This window comes from Nostoc edaphicum CCNP1411 (assembly GCF_014023275.1).
Lineage (GTDB): Bacteria > Cyanobacteriota > Cyanobacteriia > Cyanobacteriales > Nostocaceae > Nostoc > Nostoc edaphicum_A.
Map to the genome: position 1 here is coordinate 6,241,928 of NZ_CP054698.1, position 15,858 is coordinate 6,257,785.

Consider the following 15,858-nt stretch of genomic DNA (forward strand, 5'->3'; position numbering starts at 1 on the left):
TTTTGGTAATGAGTGACTATTCGACAAATCCAATAGCGAAAGCATCCTCTGAAGCTTTGAATAGCAACAGCCAAACCTCCAATGTCAACGATGAACTAACTCTACTCCGCAGTTTGCTTCTGGATATTGAGCCGACTAAACTTAAAAAATTTTACGAGCGATTAGAAAACCCTCAAATTCAACCAGAAGATATTAGCCAGATGCTTCCTGAAGCTGTTATCCTGCGGTCAAAGCAAGATAAACAACTTGGACAAGTAATGGTGTCAACTGTGGAAGACGCTATTGAAGTTTCTGTTAAACAAGACCACAATGTGCTTGCAGATGCATTATTTCCAGTGATTGGGCCAGCCACTCGCAAGGCGATTTCCACGGCTCTTGAGGAAATGATGCAATCGATGAATCAAACCCTGGAACATAGCTTATCTCCACAGAGCTTTAAGTGGAGACTAGAAGCGAAACGCACAGGAAAATCATTTGCAGAAATTGTGCTGTTAAGGACGTTAGTTTATCGAGTAGAACAAATATTTCTGATTCATAAAAACTCTGGATTATTGCTTCAACATTTAGTAACAACGCAGGTAGCAGTTCAAGATCCCGATTTAGTAGCTGCTATGTTGACAGCTATTCAAGATTTTGTCCAAGATTCGTTCAGTATTCAAAAAGGAGATGGGATAAAGAGTTTACGCTTTGGAGAACTCACGATTTGGATTGAAGAGGGGCCGCAAGCGTTAATAGCAGCGATGATTAGGGGAAATCCTCCCCAAGAATTAAGGTTAGTTTTGCAAGAAGCAATAGAGAAAATTCACCTGAAGCTCAGTAGAGAAATTAAAAATTTTACAGGGGAGACAGAAGCATTTCAGCTAACTAAACCTTATTTAGAAGCTTGTCTGGTAGTTCAGTATAAATCTGCGGCTAAACAAAATTATACCTATGCCTGGGCTTTCTTGGGTGCGATCGCGATCGCTTGCGGAATTTGGGGCTTTTTTACAATTAGAGAGCAACTACGTTGGCAAGCCTATCTCCAAAAACTCAACTCTCAACCAGGAATTGTTGTAATCAATTCCCAGAAAGGTTTTGGAAAATACTTTATTTCGGGAATGCGCGATCCCTTAGCAGTAGATCCCAATACATTGATACAACAAACAAATATTAATCCCAAAATGGTAAATAGCCAGTGGCAACCTTATCTTTCTTTAGAGCCGCAATTCATTACCAAAAGAGTTGAACAATTGTTAAGTCCACCGCAAACTGTATCACTACAAGTTGATAATAACGGTGTTCTTAATATTACTGGTTATGCCCCTCGCAAATGGATTTTAGAAGCACGCAAATTATGGTATTTTATTCCTGGCATCACCAAATTACAAGACAAAAATTTTGTGGAAATAGAACTGAGACAATTAGAATCATACAAAAAACAAATAGAACAACAAATATTATTTTTTTCAGAAGGGACAACTGAGTTGATGCCTGATGAAGCTAACAAATTACCTAATTTATTTATATCTATCCGCAAATGTTTAGATATTGCTAAGTATCTTGGGAAAAATGCACATATTCAAATAATTGGACATACCAGTAGCACTGGAACAGAAGGGCAAAATAAGCTGCTCAGTCAAGCCCGTGCTAATAAAATTCTATCTTATTTAAAATCTCAAGGAATTAATATAAACCAATCTAAAGCCATAGGAGTAAGTTATACCATTCCTTTACAGCCAGAAGTAATAACAGAATCTAAAAAAGTTAATCGGAGAGTATCTTTTAAGGTATTCATAGCTAATACCTCTAAATAAAGTTAGATCAATTTATGATTATCCAGAAAAAAATTTGTATGATTGGTGCATTTGCTACAGGTAAAACTAGTTTGGTAGCGAGGTTAGTCCACAGTATTTTTTCAGAAAAATACCATACTACAGTGGGTGTAAAAATTGATAAAAAAACTATAGATATTCAAGACAACAAAATAAATCTTATTCTTTGGGATATTTATGGAGAAGACGAATTTCAAAAATTACAAATGTCTTATTTACGAGGTTCTGCTGGTTATCTATTAGTCGTAGATGGTACAAGGCATAATACTTTAGAACAAGCTTTTGATTTACAAACAAAAGTAGAAGATACGATTGGGCAAGTTCCCTTTATTTTAGTCATGAACAAATGGGATATAACGGATGAATGGGAAATTGAACCTGCTGAAATAGATGATGTTATACAAAAGGGTTGGACTGTGATTAAAACAAGTGCTAAAAGTGGTATCGGTGTAGAAGAAGCCTTTCAAACTCTTACTAAAAAAATATTGGATTGCTAAATGCTAGATATTCCTGTTTTTGTAATTACCTATATTCTAAATTTTGTAGTAGCAGATTCTTCTCTTGCCTATCTGTTGGTTAATAAAGATGGCAGTCTTGTAAGTTGGGGTGGGAAGTTGGCAGAATATGGAATTACTAATCTCCGTAAAGGAGAAAATGCAAAAGAGCAAGTTATTTTTCTGGAAGGTCTACTACCTCTAAATAATGCCTCCCTATTTATACCATTTGTCCAAACAGAGCATGGCAGTTGTATAGATGTTCATATATTACCAACGAAGGAAGTAGATTGGGTATTGATGTTAGATAGCAGCTGTGATAGAAATTACCTTTTTCCTATTCAACAAAAAGCTAATGATTTCAGACTATTACAGGAAAAATTAAATAGAAATTTAAATTAGTAACCTAGAATCAAAATTAATTGAGCGTAGCAGATTTAACCAATGAATACATCTATCACAAATGATATGCTCACTGCTTTAGATATTCTAGCGTTAGAGCAAATTAATGAAGGGTTATTTAAAATAATTGGTAATTTACCTGATTGGTACAATCAATTTCCTTGTAAAGAATTAGCATCAGGGATAAATATATCAATACCGCAGGAAGAGTTTTCTTTTTTAAAGAATTTTTTAATTGATGCTGAAGAATTTTGGATTAACAATAATAATAATGTTAAAAAACTGAGTTCAGGTTTATGGACTGAAATAGATGCCACTGGGCAAGAATATCATTTTAAAGCTTATGCAATTTTTGTCGATAAGAGAAAATTTTTATTGATTGAGGCTTTAGAAGATTCTTATAAAGAACAGCAGTATATTCTACAAAAAGCTAGAGAATATAAGTTAATTTATCAGCAATTGCTCAAGGATAATCAAAAAAAAGATGTTTTAATCCATTGTCTTATACATGATATAGCAGTGGAGCTAAGTGCTATAAATTGCTGTTTTTCACTCCTGGAATTTGAGAATTTAACACCTAAAGGAAAAGAGTATTTAGAAACTGGTATCAAACAATGTCTCAAGCAAGAGATGCTAATTAAGGATACTTTAGACGCTTTTTCCAATGAAGTACTATTACCAGAAAATTCTCCTATTGCTATTCAAGAAGCACCCAATATACTAAATTCTATCCAAGAGGTAATTGAGTTTTTAAAGCCTAGTTTTGCTCTTAATCATATACAATTACAGTTTTTCACCAATATTGATAAGACAATAGACTGGACAGTTATTGGAGATCAATCTCGTTTAGATAGAGTGATTTCTAATCTAGTAGAAAATGCTTATCGTTACAGCGTAACAGGTTCTACTGTGACTATTGGTCTAGAATTAGATGGGGAATATGTTTTAGTTACTGTAGATGATCAGGGTTTAGGTGTACCACCAGAAATGGTAAAAAATTTATTTCAAAAGTTCTCCCAAGGTAAAGATAAATCAGGGAGAGCAGGTTTAGGTCTTTATTTTTGTAGAATCACACTCGAACGCTGGGGAGGTATAATTGGTTATTTACCTCGTCCTGAAGGTGGTTCTAGATTTTGGTTCCGCTTGCCAAGATTAGCATCAAAGTAAGGGACTTCCAAGAAATAAATTACCCAATCTTGTGGGATAGGCGTCTCGCCATTAGTGTCAACTTAAGGTAAAAGCCAGTCTAAAAGAAGCTTTTAGAGTCATCTCTTACCTCGTTATCTCGTTCCCAGTCTCCGACTGGGAATGCCATCCTAAAGGCTCTGCCGCCAGTAAGGGAGGCGGAGCCACCAGGAGTAGCATTTCCAGCCAGAGGCTGGAAACGAGATTTGAACTACAGGTGGACAATTAAATAGATGCGGTTATGTCTTTTTATTTATAGAAGCTGCGCCAAATTGGCATTACTCAAATAAAAAAGTGCTACAAAATTGAAGCAGAAGAGGATTACTGTATTAACTATCCTCAAATTTCAAAGTTAACAAACCAGACTTATCTGAATTATCAAATAATTGTCATTTTGATAAATGACAATTGTCAAACTTCGTATATTTAAAATATACTCCCGTTAAGACATGAGCAACCGCATTGCTGTTATTGGTCTTGGCTACGTTGGACTACCTGTTGCCCTAGCGTTTGCCAAAAAGTTTCCCTACACTATTGGATTTGATATCAATTTAGAGAAAGTTAAAAATTTAAAACAAGGCTGCGATCGCACGGGTCAAATCTCTACCGATGAGTTAATAAATTCTAGTCTCATCATCACTTCAGACATCTATGACTTGGTAGATACAAACTTTTTTGTGATTGCCGTACCTACCCCAGTTGACCGCAACCATAATCCTGACCTCAGCTTGCTGATTAAAGCCTCTGAACTCGTTGCAAAAGTGCTACAACCTGGTGCGATCGTAGTGTACGAATCGACGGTCTATCCTGGGGTTACAGAGGATATCTGCGGAGCAACTTTGGCCAAAGTATCAGGCTTACAAATGGGTGTTGATTTCAAGCTGGGCTATTCTCCAGAACGGATTAATCCCGGTGACAAAGCTCATACTCTGGAAAAGATTGTCAAAGTGGTAGCTGGGGAAGATGCCGAAACTTTGGAACGAGTTGCAAATGTCTATACAGCCATTATTGATGCCGGTGTCTATCGCACCTCTTCAATTAAAGTCGCTGAGGCTGCCAAAGTCATTGAGAATACTCAGCGAGACTTGAATATTGCTTTGATGAACGAACTGGCGTTAATATGCGATCGCATCGGTATCCGCACCCATGATGTTTTAGCAGCTGCAAACACCAAATGGAACTTTTTGCCATTCACCCCAGGACTTGTTGGTGGTCACTGCATTGGGGTTGACCCCTACTATCTAACTACCAAGGCAGAAGAACTGGGGTATCATCCCGAAGTCATCCTAGCCGGTCGTCGGATTAACGACAGTATGGGTACTTACCTCGGTCAGCGTTTTATCAAACTCTTAGTTGAAGCTAACCTGTCGATTAAAGAAGCACGGGTAGGAATTCTTGGTCTTACCTTTAAAGAAAATGTACCCGACATCCGCAATAGTCGCATACCAGATATGGTGGCAGAATTGCAGCAATTCGGTATTGAACCACTCTTACACGATCCTCTGGTAGATCCTGATGAAGCATACCAAGAATATGGGATTGATTTAGTAGATTGGCATAACTTATGTGATTTAGATGGGGTAATATTTGCAGTCAGCCATCAGGCTTACTTAGATATGCCTTGCGAACAACTTTTCAACTGTTTGCGTCCAGGTGGAGTGCTAATGGATATCAAGTCTATTTTTAGTCAGACTACACTACCACTTCATATTCATTACTGGAGCTTATAAGTAGGTAGACATCGTAGTGAGCGATTTATCACTTCTTCAGGATTATCAGGACTAAAGTCCTTACCCTTCGGGTTCGTTAGTCGCTCATGGGGGAAACCCCCAAGACCGCGCTAACTCACTACAAACTTTAATTTATTTACGCCTAGCTACTTAGGGAAAACATCATGGTCAAGGTTTTAGTCACTGGCGCTGCTGGTTTTATTGGTTTTCATCTCAGCCAACGTTTATTAACCAGAGGTGATGAGGTTGTTGGTCTAGATAACCTAAATGATTACTACGATGTCCTACTTAAAAAAGACCGTTTAGCTCAACTAGAAGAAAACCCAAATTTTAGTTTTTATAGACTGGATTTGGCAGACTCGGTAGCTATAGCTCAACTTTTCGCCGAACAACGCTTTGATGTGGTGGTCAATTTAGCAGCACAAGCCGGTGTCCGATACTCCATCAAGAACCCTCATGCGTATGTAGATAGCAACTTAGTAGGCTTTATTAATATCCTCGAAGGTTGTCGCCATTCAGGCGTTCAACACTTAGTATTTGCCTCTTCTAGTTCTGTATACGGTGCTAATACTAAAACACCCTTTTCTATTCACGACAATGTAGATCATCCAGTTAGCTTATATGCTGCTACAAAAAAAGCTAACGAGTTAATGGCTCATAGTTATAGCCATTTATATGGTTTAGCAACAACTGGACTCCGCTTTTTCACTGTCTATGGGCCGTGGGGTCGTCCAGATATGGCGCTGTTTTTGTTTACTAAAGCAATTTTGGCAAAGCATCCGATTGATGTGTTTAATTACGGTAGAATGTGCCGAGATTTTACATATATTGACGACATTGTAGAAGGTATTATCCGGGTGATGGATAAAATTCCTGAGCCAAATATCGCCTGGTCAGGAGATGCACCCGACCCAGGAACGAGTAAGGCTGCTTATAAAATTTACAACATAGGTAATAATCAACCAGTTGAATTAATGCACTTTATAGAAGTGCTAGAAGATTGTTTGGGAATGAAAGCACAAAAGAATTTGCTCCCTTTACAACCTGGTGATGTCCCCGTTACTTATGCAGATGTTGATGATTTAGTTAATGATGTAGGTTTTAAACCTAGCACGCCTATTGAGGTAGGAATTGGACGTTTTGTAGATTGGTATTGTTCTTATTATCAGAATGCTAGGACTCAATTAACCCAAACTTCTTGGGTAAAAGTGGGAATTTGGGAATAATGAAAATACTACATATTTGTGCAATTGGAGACACCGCCCAGATTCTTTTAAGACCTCAGATTGATTATTTATTGTCTCATAATCTATCAGTTGAAATAGCTTGCTCTCCAGGTTTAGAAGTTGAACAATTACAACAACAAGGATACATAGTCCATCCAATTCAAATTGATCGTCGGATATCTCCTCTATTGAATTTGAGAAGTATTTATCAACTGACGCGATTAATTCAAAAAAATCAGTACGACCTTGTTCACGTACATACTCCAATTGCTGCTGTATTGGGTCGTATTGCAGCCAAACTAGCTGGTGCTAAACGAATTGTCTACACTGCTCACGGTTTTCCATTTCACGATCAGTCCTCACTTAGTGAATATCGATTTTATTTTATTGTCGAAAAATTTGCTGCTTTCATAACTGATTTGATCCTTACTCAAAATCATGAAGATATTGCCACAGCTAAAAAATTAGGTCTTTGTCCGCCGGAAAAAGTGTGTTATTTGGGTAACGGTGTAGACATTGATCGTTTTAAGCGCGATTGCCTCAATTTGACTCATCAAAATCAATTACGTAAATCCTTGGGTATCCCTGATAGTAGAAACTTAATTATTGGCACAATTGGACGTATAACCCGTAAAAAAGGGAGTGAATATTTAATTGAAGCCACAGCCAAACTACTCCCTAATTTTCCTAATTTGCAGGTTCTGCTAATTGGCTCTCAACTCGATACTGACCCTGAACCTTTTCAGACAGAAGTAATAAAAAGAATTCACTCTTTCGGAATTGATCAACATATTACTCTCACAGGTAAACGTCAAGATATACCAGAACTTTTAGGGCTGTTAGATATCTTTGTGTTGCCTACATTCAGTCATGAAGGATTACCCCGATCTATCGTGGAAGCAATGTCAATGAGTTTACCAGTTGTTACTACAGATATTCGGGGTTGTCGAGAAGCTGTAATTCACGGGAAAACAGGTTTAATTGTGCCACCTCAAAATAGTCAAAAGTTAGCTGAGGCTTTAGGAATACTATTATCTAACTATGAATTGCGACAAGCTTATGGTCAAGCTAGTCGTGAGCAAGTCGAAATTAAATATGATGAGGAATTAGTTTTTGCTCGACTGAATAAGTACTATCAAGAATTAGGAATTGATTCAATATCTCATAAGTAGAGATTTTGAAAAAAAATCTCACATATATAAGAGAAATAACAGAGACAGTGTATTTATGAATTTTAAAATTTTTCAGGGCATTAACTTAAAAAGCCATAGCAGATTAATCAAGTCTATATTAGATAGAGTTATGGCAGCGATCGCTTTAATTTTTCTTTTTCCTTTACTCATGGGTGTAGCGATCGCTATTTATTTTTGCATGGGTCAGCCAGTGATTTTCACCCAGCCCCGCCCTGGTCAAAATGCTCGGATTTTTAACTTTTACAAATTCCGTACCATGACCAATGAATGCGATACTGAAGGCAATCTTCTTCCTGATGAAAAACGCCTCACAGCCTTTGGTAAATTGCTGCGTCAAACTAGTCTTGATGAATTACCTCAACTTTGGAATGTCTTAAAAGGAGACATGAGTTTTGTTGGCCCCCGCCCGTTATTAGTAAAGTATCTTGACCGCTATACCCCTCAACAAGCACGTCGCCATGAAGTAAAGCCGGGTATTACTGGCTGGGCGCAAGTTAATGGTCGCCGCACATTAGATCAAGTTTGGAATAAAAAATTTCAGTTGGATGTTTGGTATATCGATAACTGGAGTCTGTGGCTTGACCTGAAAATTTTGTTCATGACTATATGGCAAGTAATGCAACGAGAAAGCGTCACCCAGGAAGGTCACGTTACATCGGAGGAATTCAAAGGCTAGCTTAAAGAATAATTCGTAATTAATTTTAAAGATGAATATTCAAGTAATTGATTTAGCTAACCCTTTGTGGTTAGAAATACTAGAAAAGCTCAGTTATGATGTTTATCATTTGCCTGAATATGTCTATCTAGAATCCCAAAGAACTCAAACAATACCAGAGGCAATTTTGATAGCTGATGGTGAAAAAATATTTTTTTTACCTTATTTGCTGCGCTGCTGTGATGATTTGTTTAACGGCGAGTTCACAATTCCAGAAGTATTTGATGTTGTCTCACCTTATGGTTATCCTGGATTTCTGTTAAGTGAAGCGGCGGCTAATACACCCGATTTTTTAAACTTGGCACTTGAAAATCTAAAATCTGTATTCTTATCCAAGAGCGTGTGTTCAGCATTCTTACGCCTGCATCCAATACTTAATCAAAATTTGAATGAAGTTTTAGCCTCTCAAATTTTTCAAGTATCAGGAGAAACTATATCTATCGACTTAAGTCTTTCAGCAACAGAAATATGGCAACAAACGCGACCGGAACACCGCACTTATATCAATCGGTGTAAACGTGATGGATTTACAACAAGAATGGTTAATTTTCAGGATTATATAGATATTTTTATTGATGTATACACTCAAACAATGCAGCGTGTAGAAGCCAAAAAATATTTTTATTTTGATTATAAATATTTTGCTTCTCTAGCAAATATGAATGAAAATATCCACTTGTGTATTTTAGAGTTAAATAATAAAGTTGCTTGTGCTGGAATATTTACTGAATGCTGTGAAATAGTTCAATATCACCTCGGAGGAACAAAAAACGAGTTCCTAAAACAAGCTCCTAGTAAATTAATGTTTGATTACGTTCGATTTTGGGCTAAAGAACGTGGAAATAAATTTTTGCATTTGGGCGGTGGTGTTGGTGCAGCTAAAGATAGTCTCTACAAATTTAAAGCGGGTTTTTCTAAACAAAAACATTCCTTCTTAACATTACGCCTAATTACAGACGAAGAAAAATATATTTCTTTAGTTAAATTACGAGCAAAGTCTTTAAAAACTGAGCCAGAAACTTTACTTGAGTCCAACTTTTTCCCTGCTTATCGTTCTCTTAATTGAGGGGAAAATACCAAGACTTACGTAAAATTTGCATTTAAAAACTGGCAAACATATTTAGGGAATAGGAATGAATAAACCGATTCTACTTTCAACACCTCATATAGGCGATCGCGAACTAGAGTTCGTCAAAGAAGCTTTTGAAACTAACTGGATTGCGCCCGTTGGCCCCCATGTTGATGCTTTCGAGCAAGAATTTTGTCAATTAACTGGTGCTAGCCATGCTGTGGCTGTTAGTTCTGGTACAGCGGCTCTGCATTTAGCTTTGCGGTTAGTTGGTGTTGAACCTGGGGATGAAGTTTTTTGCTCTACTTTAACGTTTATTGCTAGTGCTAATCCGATTACATACTTAGGTGCAAAACCAGTTTTTATTGATAGCGATCGCACTTCTTGGAACATGAACCCTGAATTGTTAGCGGAAGCGCTAAAGCACCGCGCCAAAAAAGGCAAATTACCTAAAGCTGTTGTGCTTGTACATTTATATGGTCAAAGTGCAGATATTGACCCAATTCTCAAAGCTTGTAATCAATATAATATTCCCTTAATTGAAGATGCTGCTGAAGCTTTAGGGGCTACTTATCAAGGGCGTTATTTAGGAACTTTTGGACACATTGGGATTTACTCTTTCAATGGCAATAAAATTATTACTACCTCTGGTGGTGGGATGTTAGTTTGTGACGATTTAGAGTTAGTAAACAGAGCAAATTTTTTAGCGACTCAAGCACGCGATCGCGCTCCTCATTACCAACATTCAGAGATTGGTTACAACTATCGTTTAAGTAATATTTTAGCTGGTATTGGTCGCGGTCAGTTGTGTGTTTTAAGTGAGCGAGTGGCAGCGAGACGACGTAACTTTGAAATTTACTACCATGCTTTGAAAAATCTGCCAGGAATAGAATTTATGCCGGAAGCTAATTATGGACGCGCTACTCGTTGGCTAACCTGCTTAACAATAGATCCTGAAGCTTTTGGTGCAAATCGAGAACAAGTCCGCCTAGCACTTATTGAACAGCAAATTGAATCTCGTCCCGTCTGGAAACCTTTACACCTCCAGCCAATTTTTGCTGAGTGTGAATGTTTTGGCGGTGCAGTAGCAGAAGATTTATTTGCTTATGGTCTTTGCTTACCTTCTGGTTCTAATCTTAAACGTGAAGATTTAGAAAGAGTAATTGTTCAAATTAAAGCAGTTCATTATAAAACTCAATCGGTGTTTACGGTTACTGAAAAAGTCTATCTTACGACTTAATTGGAATTTCATTTACAGGTATTACTGAGTGATTTGATGATTTTAACAATAATCAAAAAAAATAATTATTTTATGACACTACAAGAATCTTCTGGAACATTTGATAAATATTCGCAAATCCTGAAACGCCGTTGGATTAATGCTTTAGGTGTTTTCGTTTGCATATTCATAATTTTACAGGTAGCTACATTATTCAAAAAACCTTATTATTTAGCAGAAGGAAAACTGAAATTTCAAAGGACAAATACTACTTCTTCATTAACAGGAGTAGGAACAGAAATGAGCAAACTAGAGCCATTAGTTGATAATAAAAGTAATCCTCTGAATACAGAAGCAGAAGTTATCCGTTCTGTACCAGTTGTCAAAACTACCATAAATAGACTTAATTTAAAAGACAAGAAAAATATACATTTAAAAACCAAGCAATTTCTGCAAATGCTCACAGTGAAGGAAATTAATGGCTCTGATATCTTAAGTATTTCCTATAAAGATACAAACCCACAACTAGCCGCGCAAGTTGTTAATACTTTAATAGATGTCTATTTAGAATACAATATATCATCTCATAGAACTCAAGCTACAACTGCTCGCAAGTTTATAGAAAAGCAACTACCAAATGCAGAATTAGTTGTTCGACAAGCAGAAGCAGAACTAGCAGAGTTTAAAGAAAAGTACAAAATTGTTTCTCTGCAAGAAGAAGCGACTAAAGCACTGGAAGTTATTACAGCATTACAACAGCAAATTAATGAATCTCAATCTAGATTTGCCGATGCTGAAGCACAAACTCAAGGAATCCGTAAACAATTGGGTATGAACTCCCAGCAAGCAATAGTTATGACTTCCCTTAGCCAAACGTCAGGAGTACAAGATATTCTTAGAGAAGTTCAACAGTTAGAATCACAACTGGCAGCTAGGCGGACTGTTTTGCAGGAAAACCATCCGCAAATTATCGATTTGGTATATAAATTACAGTCGTTAAATGGGCTACTACAACAACGGATAAAAAACGTTAAAGGGGCAAATTCATCACAGCTAAATAATAACTTTCAATTAGGAGAATTACAACAGCAGCTTTCTGCAAGACTTGTAGAATTAGAGTCAAATCGTCTGGGTTTAGCAAGCCAAATTACTACTTTATCTGGGTTACAAACTGCTTATAAACAACGTTTGAACAATCTACCGAGATTGGAACAACAACAGCGCCAGTTTGAACGTAAAGTACAAGCCGCACAATCTACTTATTCACTGTTACTACAAAAGCTGCAAGAAAGCCGAATAGCAGAAAATCAAAGCTTAGGTAATGCCAGCATGATATCCGAAGCTGAAGTACCGGAAGAATCAATTTCATCTCCAATGTTTTTATATTTGGCTACATGCTTATTGGCTGGTTTGACAGCTTTATCGGCTGTCTACTTTTTGGAGAAAATAGATAAATCAATTAAGAATGTTGACCAAGCAAAAGAGTTGCTAAAATTTACTTTATTAGGCATTATTCCTGACTTCAGCAAGTCGAAAAAATCTCTTCGTGGCAATGAAGAATTGGAGTTATATAGCAAAAGGCTTGTAGTTCGAGATATGCCGCGATCGCAAATCAATGAAGCCTACCGAATGTTGCGGGCAAATCTGAGGTTTACGAGTGCTGACAAAGAGCTAAAAGTTATAGTTATCACAAGTTCTGTACCCAGAGAAGGCAAATCAACAGTGGCGGCTAATTTAGCTATAACAATGGCTCAGATGGAGCGGAAAGTTTTACTGATAGATGCAGATATGCGTCGTCCTGTTCAACATAAAATCTGGGAACTAATTAATAATCAAGGTCTAAGCAATTTAATTGTTGGACAAGGTGAAATTAGGACAGCTATCAAACAAGTAATGGATAATTTATATGTCCTCACTTCTGGAGTTACACCTCCTAATCCAGGTTCTCTTCTCGACTCGAAAAAAATGGCTGCATTAATTCAAACTTTGTCTGTTTATTACGACTTTGTAATTATTGATTCTCCATCATTAAACGTTGCTGCTGATGCAGCTACTCTAGGTCAAATGGCTGATGGTGTTTTATTTGTTGTTCGTCCAGGGGTCGTTGATTCTATTAGTGCTAGTGTTGCTAAAGAGCTTTTAGAAAAATCTGGGCAAAATGTCTTGGGACAGGTAGTAAACGGAGCTATTCCTCAGACTGAGCGCTACAGTTACTATTACTCAACTGAGGAAAATAATCTCCAAGAAACTGTTGGAGTCCGAAGTAGGAAGTAAGGAATACTTGATTAATCTTATAAATATCTATCTTGATAACCTAGTCGTGGATGATATGGGCAGTATATATGCAACTTTTTCAGCTAATGATTCACAACAAAGTATCAGTAATATATCTTTTGACGATTTTTATATTGAAAACCAACTGTTAACTAATTTTAGTTTTATATCCAGCTATCCCACGATTGTGAACATTACAGCTACAAAAATGTATGCGTCACAATTTGGAGAAATAGGGGAGTTTGTCATTACTCGTACTGGTAATACAACTCAAGACTTAATAGTAAAATACAGGATTCACGGAACAGCCGAGGATGGAGTGCATTATCAATCAATTGCTAACTTTGTGACAATCACGGCTGGGGCGAGTGAAATACCAATTATAATTCAACCTCAAAAAAGCGATTATCAAGGATTGAAAACAGTCTTGTTAACTTTGGAAAATCTGCCCAATAGTAGCCAATATATGCTCGGAACAAACTTTCATGCTGTGGTAAATATTCTTAATTTGTAAACTTATAGAAGATTGCCCACTATCTTCTTTCCCTATTACTGAAAAATACGGCATCACAAACAAAACTTATGTTAGCTTCTATGCCTGTATATTAGGCTTCTTAAATGTCTTGGATAAAAGGCTTTTAAGAATATGCGGTAAAAGTGTGGGGCCGGGTAGAAATATAACTCCCAACTGTTGCATTAATCCTAGCGCATCGCCTTGTCCCCAATGTTCGATGATTTTGCCGTCGTTAATGCGATCAATGTGCATAATTGATAACTTGATTTGCCTACCTGTTGCAGGAAGATTTTGGAATTCACCAAGATGTGTCGCTGTAAACGTTCCGCAAGTGACGACTTTATCACCTTCAACAATTACTTCGTCAAATGTATGTTGACTATTGGTAAAGGCTAAGTAAAATGCCATGCCAAACTTTTTGAAACTATCGCTATTAAGAGGTTCAGATACGCCAGCTATGTGAGCAACAAAATTGGGCGCGAGAAGTGCTAATGCTTGATCAATATTTCGATTGTCAAAAGCCTTATAAAACTGGAGAACAATAGCTTTGTTTTGTTCGTTTGACATTAGATGCTTCTTTTTTAAATAAGATTGTACCTCTTACTTAAAACTTTACGCCTCGATCGCAGGATGATAATCATCTGGATTATTAAAGCCTGCAATCCAGGCTGCTGCTTGATGGCAACTCCGCATGTGAGGGGGAACGCGCAGGATATGAATATGTCCTGTGGATGGACAAGTGACTTTCAATACCATAAGCGGTTCGTCATCTTCAAAAGGAATGTAGACTAGTTGACGTTCTCCACCAGCATCGCGATCGCGATCGCGGATTAATCCTCCCACTTGCTGCAAAAATGTCTCGTATCCCAGACGTTCAATCAGTACGCGACGCAACTCAACATTCTCTATATTGAGGATATCCTGTCCGGTTAGGGACTGGGATTCAAAGGCAATGCGATCGTTTACCTGCACGCCTCGCCAACGCAAAATAAAACCATGCCCCGCAGATAGACTGGTAATCCCACTTCCGGCCAACTCAATCCAATAAGTGATATGCAGTCCTTTGGGAAGGGTAGTGAGGTTTACACAGTCGCTAATATCAATACTTTCACAGGTTAAATTTTCAGGTAGATTGTAAAGATCCAACGCACCGCTTAAATCCAGATGCCCCAAAACGCGCATCCCATCCCAGGCGCGATGTTCAAGGATGAGTTTTCGAGCATGTTCAGCCGATACAGGCTCGTGGCTTTCCTTTGGGCGCTGCAAAACTTGTCTATTCGGCACACGTCCCTGCGACATCATCTTGAGCATTAGTCCATCACCTCTACATAAGCATCAGGGCGATATTCACGTTGTCTCCAGACACGGTAAAGCCCTTGGGGTAACTCAATCGACCGATGTTCTTCATGAACTAAAGTGGCACTTGGTTCTTTAACCTCAAGAAAAAGGTCACTACCATGTACCCACAACTGAACAGCATTGGATTGCTGAATGCGATGGCTGTGTCCTGTGATTTCACCATGAGCAAGAGTAGCACCTACACGCCTTTGAGCAGCCACAGGTAAAGTCGCAATACCTCTGATCAGAACGTCGCCATGTCTGTAAAGAACACTACCTTGGTTAGCTTGGGAGTTGTTGCTGTTGTTAAACATCTTTCCATCATAACAATACATTTCTAATGATATTTGTAAAAATAAAATACGGCAATTTGATAGACTTAATATATGTTACTAATCGTTAGTAAACCATCATAAAAACTCTAAGAAGTAAGCTTTGTAAGTAATGGTAAATGTCAATTATTAAAGTTAACTCTGCAACCACAAACAAGTATCTTTTTATATAATCAATGACTCAAACAGCTGCCTTATCTCGATTTGCCACAGCATTTATTGCACAATACGGTTCGGTTAAGGCAAGAGACGCGATACGCCGTCAAGACGAAAGATTGATCCTTGTAGAGACGGCGATTTATCGCGTCTTTGGATCTAGAATTTTCATCAAAAAACCTTAACAGAACCGTATTGAT

16 protein-coding genes are annotated in these 15,858 nt (G+C 37.6%); 13 read left to right on the forward strand and 3 right to left on the reverse strand.

Translation table 11 applies throughout. The annotated features are described in order from the left end of the window. The first annotated feature begins 8 nt into the window (after positions 1-8). The 12 genes from HUN01_RS29065 to HUN01_RS29120 all read left to right on the forward strand — a co-directional run bounded on the left by HUN01_RS29065 (position 9) and on the right by HUN01_RS29120 (position 13,832). The gene (locus HUN01_RS29065) at positions 9-1,793 is read left to right on the forward strand and encodes an OmpA family protein (RefSeq protein WP_181929075.1); all 1,785 of its coding nucleotides are present in this window, start codon (positions 9-11) and stop codon (positions 1,791-1,793) included. 17 nt (positions 1,794-1,810) lie between these two features. After that, positions 1,811-2,308, forward strand: a complete 498-nt coding sequence (locus HUN01_RS29070; RefSeq protein ID WP_181932859.1) for a Rab family GTPase — start codon at positions 1,811-1,813, stop codon at positions 2,306-2,308. Continuing rightward, positions 2,309-2,707, forward strand: a complete 399-nt coding sequence (locus tag HUN01_RS29075; protein WP_181929076.1) for a hypothetical protein — start codon at positions 2,309-2,311, stop codon at positions 2,705-2,707. Between the two features lie 42 nt (positions 2,708-2,749). Then, the gene (locus tag HUN01_RS29080; RefSeq protein ID WP_181929077.1) at positions 2,750-3,874 is read left to right on the forward strand and encodes a sensor histidine kinase; all 1,125 of its coding nucleotides are present in this window, start codon (positions 2,750-2,752) and stop codon (positions 3,872-3,874) included. Positions 3,875-4,341: 467 nt separating this feature from the next. After that, complete coding sequence (locus tag HUN01_RS29085) at positions 4,342-5,622, forward strand: nucleotide sugar dehydrogenase (RefSeq protein WP_181929078.1); 1,281 nt, start codon at positions 4,342-4,344, stop codon at positions 5,620-5,622. 164 nt (positions 5,623-5,786) lie between these two features. Continuing rightward, complete coding sequence (locus HUN01_RS29090; protein ID WP_181929079.1) at positions 5,787-6,848, forward strand: NAD-dependent epimerase; 1,062 nt, start codon at positions 5,787-5,789, stop codon at positions 6,846-6,848. Continuing rightward, positions 6,848-8,020: a glycosyltransferase family 4 protein gene (locus tag HUN01_RS29095; protein WP_181929080.1), complete on the forward strand. Its 1,173-nt coding sequence runs from the start codon at positions 6,848-6,850 to the stop codon at positions 8,018-8,020. The genes HUN01_RS29090 and HUN01_RS29095 overlap by 1 nt, the downstream gene beginning before the upstream one ends. Before the next feature lie 55 nt (positions 8,021-8,075). After that, positions 8,076-8,717 (forward strand): sugar transferase, encoded by a 642-nt coding sequence (locus tag HUN01_RS29100; RefSeq protein WP_181929081.1) that lies wholly within the window; start codon positions 8,076-8,078, stop codon positions 8,715-8,717. Positions 8,718-8,748: 31 nt separating this feature from the next. Then, positions 8,749-9,822, forward strand: coding sequence for a GNAT family N-acetyltransferase (locus tag HUN01_RS29105; protein WP_181929082.1), 1,074 nt, complete (start codon positions 8,749-8,751; stop codon positions 9,820-9,822). A gap of 67 nt (positions 9,823-9,889) precedes the next feature. Beyond that, positions 9,890-11,065 carry a DegT/DnrJ/EryC1/StrS family aminotransferase gene (locus HUN01_RS29110; protein WP_181929083.1) on the forward strand — a complete coding sequence of 392 codons (1,176 nt, stop codon included), beginning with the start codon at positions 9,890-9,892 and terminating at the stop codon, positions 11,063-11,065. Positions 11,066-11,137: 72 nt separating this feature from the next. Next, positions 11,138-13,318 carry a GumC family protein gene (locus HUN01_RS29115; RefSeq protein ID WP_181929084.1) on the forward strand — a complete coding sequence of 727 codons (2,181 nt, stop codon included), beginning with the start codon at positions 11,138-11,140 and terminating at the stop codon, positions 13,316-13,318. Continuing rightward, positions 13,296-13,832: a hypothetical protein gene (locus tag HUN01_RS29120; protein WP_181929085.1), complete on the forward strand. Its 537-nt coding sequence runs from the start codon at positions 13,296-13,298 to the stop codon at positions 13,830-13,832. The genes HUN01_RS29115 and HUN01_RS29120 overlap by 23 nt, the downstream gene beginning before the upstream one ends. Before the next feature lie 78 nt (positions 13,833-13,910). Here the strand turns inward: HUN01_RS29120 and HUN01_RS29125 are convergent, their stop codons facing one another. The 3 genes from HUN01_RS29125 to HUN01_RS29135 are packed head-to-tail and all read right to left on the reverse strand — an operon-like array spanning position 13,911 to position 15,484. After that, the gene (locus HUN01_RS29125) at positions 13,911-14,399 is read right to left on the reverse strand and encodes an ester cyclase (protein ID WP_181929086.1); all 489 of its coding nucleotides are present in this window, start codon (positions 14,397-14,399) and stop codon (positions 13,911-13,913) included. 45 nt (positions 14,400-14,444) lie between these two features. Continuing rightward, positions 14,445-15,143: a DUF6745 domain-containing protein gene (locus tag HUN01_RS29130; RefSeq protein WP_181929087.1), complete on the reverse strand. Its 699-nt coding sequence runs from the start codon at positions 15,141-15,143 to the stop codon at positions 14,445-14,447. After that, entirely contained in the window at positions 15,143-15,484 is a 342-nt protein-coding gene (locus HUN01_RS29135) for a hypothetical protein (protein WP_181929088.1), read from the reverse strand. The genes HUN01_RS29130 and HUN01_RS29135 overlap by 1 nt, the downstream gene beginning before the upstream one ends. A 194-nt stretch (positions 15,485-15,678) precedes the next feature. On the opposite strand from HUN01_RS29135, the gene HUN01_RS29140 reads away from it, so the two are divergent. Continuing rightward, entirely contained in the window at positions 15,679-15,843 is a 165-nt protein-coding gene (locus tag HUN01_RS29140) for a hypothetical protein (protein ID WP_181929089.1), read from the forward strand. The last annotated feature ends 15 nt before the right edge of the window (positions 15,844-15,858 follow it).

Coding starts and splice junctions, on each gene's coding strand:
- HUN01_RS29075 (WP_181929076.1), top strand. CDS start 2,309: ATGCTAGATATTCCTGTTTTTGTAATTACCTATATTCTAAATTTTGTA.
- HUN01_RS29125 (WP_181929086.1), bottom strand. CDS start 14,399: ATGTCAAACGAACAAAACAAAGCTATTGTTCTCCAGTTTTATAAGGCT.
- HUN01_RS29130 (WP_181929087.1), bottom strand. CDS start 15,143: ATGCTCAAGATGATGTCGCAGGGACGTGTGCCGAATAGACAAGTTTTG.
- HUN01_RS29135 (WP_181929088.1), bottom strand. CDS start 15,484: ATGTTTAACAACAGCAACAACTCCCAAGCTAACCAAGGTAGTGTTCTT.
- HUN01_RS29095 (WP_181929080.1), top strand. CDS start 6,848: ATGAAAATACTACATATTTGTGCAATTGGAGACACCGCCCAGATTCTT.
- HUN01_RS29110 (WP_181929083.1), top strand. CDS start 9,890: ATGAATAAACCGATTCTACTTTCAACACCTCATATAGGCGATCGCGAA.
- HUN01_RS29080 (WP_181929077.1), top strand. CDS start 2,750: ATGAATACATCTATCACAAATGATATGCTCACTGCTTTAGATATTCTA.
- HUN01_RS29090 (WP_181929079.1), top strand. CDS start 5,787: ATGGTCAAGGTTTTAGTCACTGGCGCTGCTGGTTTTATTGGTTTTCAT.
- HUN01_RS29105 (WP_181929082.1), top strand. CDS start 8,749: ATGAATATTCAAGTAATTGATTTAGCTAACCCTTTGTGGTTAGAAATA.
- HUN01_RS29065 (WP_181929075.1), top strand. CDS start 9: ATGAGTGACTATTCGACAAATCCAATAGCGAAAGCATCCTCTGAAGCT.
- HUN01_RS29140 (WP_181929089.1), top strand. CDS start 15,679: ATGACTCAAACAGCTGCCTTATCTCGATTTGCCACAGCATTTATTGCA.
- HUN01_RS29115 (WP_181929084.1), top strand. CDS start 11,138: ATGACACTACAAGAATCTTCTGGAACATTTGATAAATATTCGCAAATC.
- HUN01_RS29100 (WP_181929081.1), top strand. CDS start 8,076: ATGAATTTTAAAATTTTTCAGGGCATTAACTTAAAAAGCCATAGCAGA.
- HUN01_RS29085 (WP_181929078.1), top strand. CDS start 4,342: ATGAGCAACCGCATTGCTGTTATTGGTCTTGGCTACGTTGGACTACCT.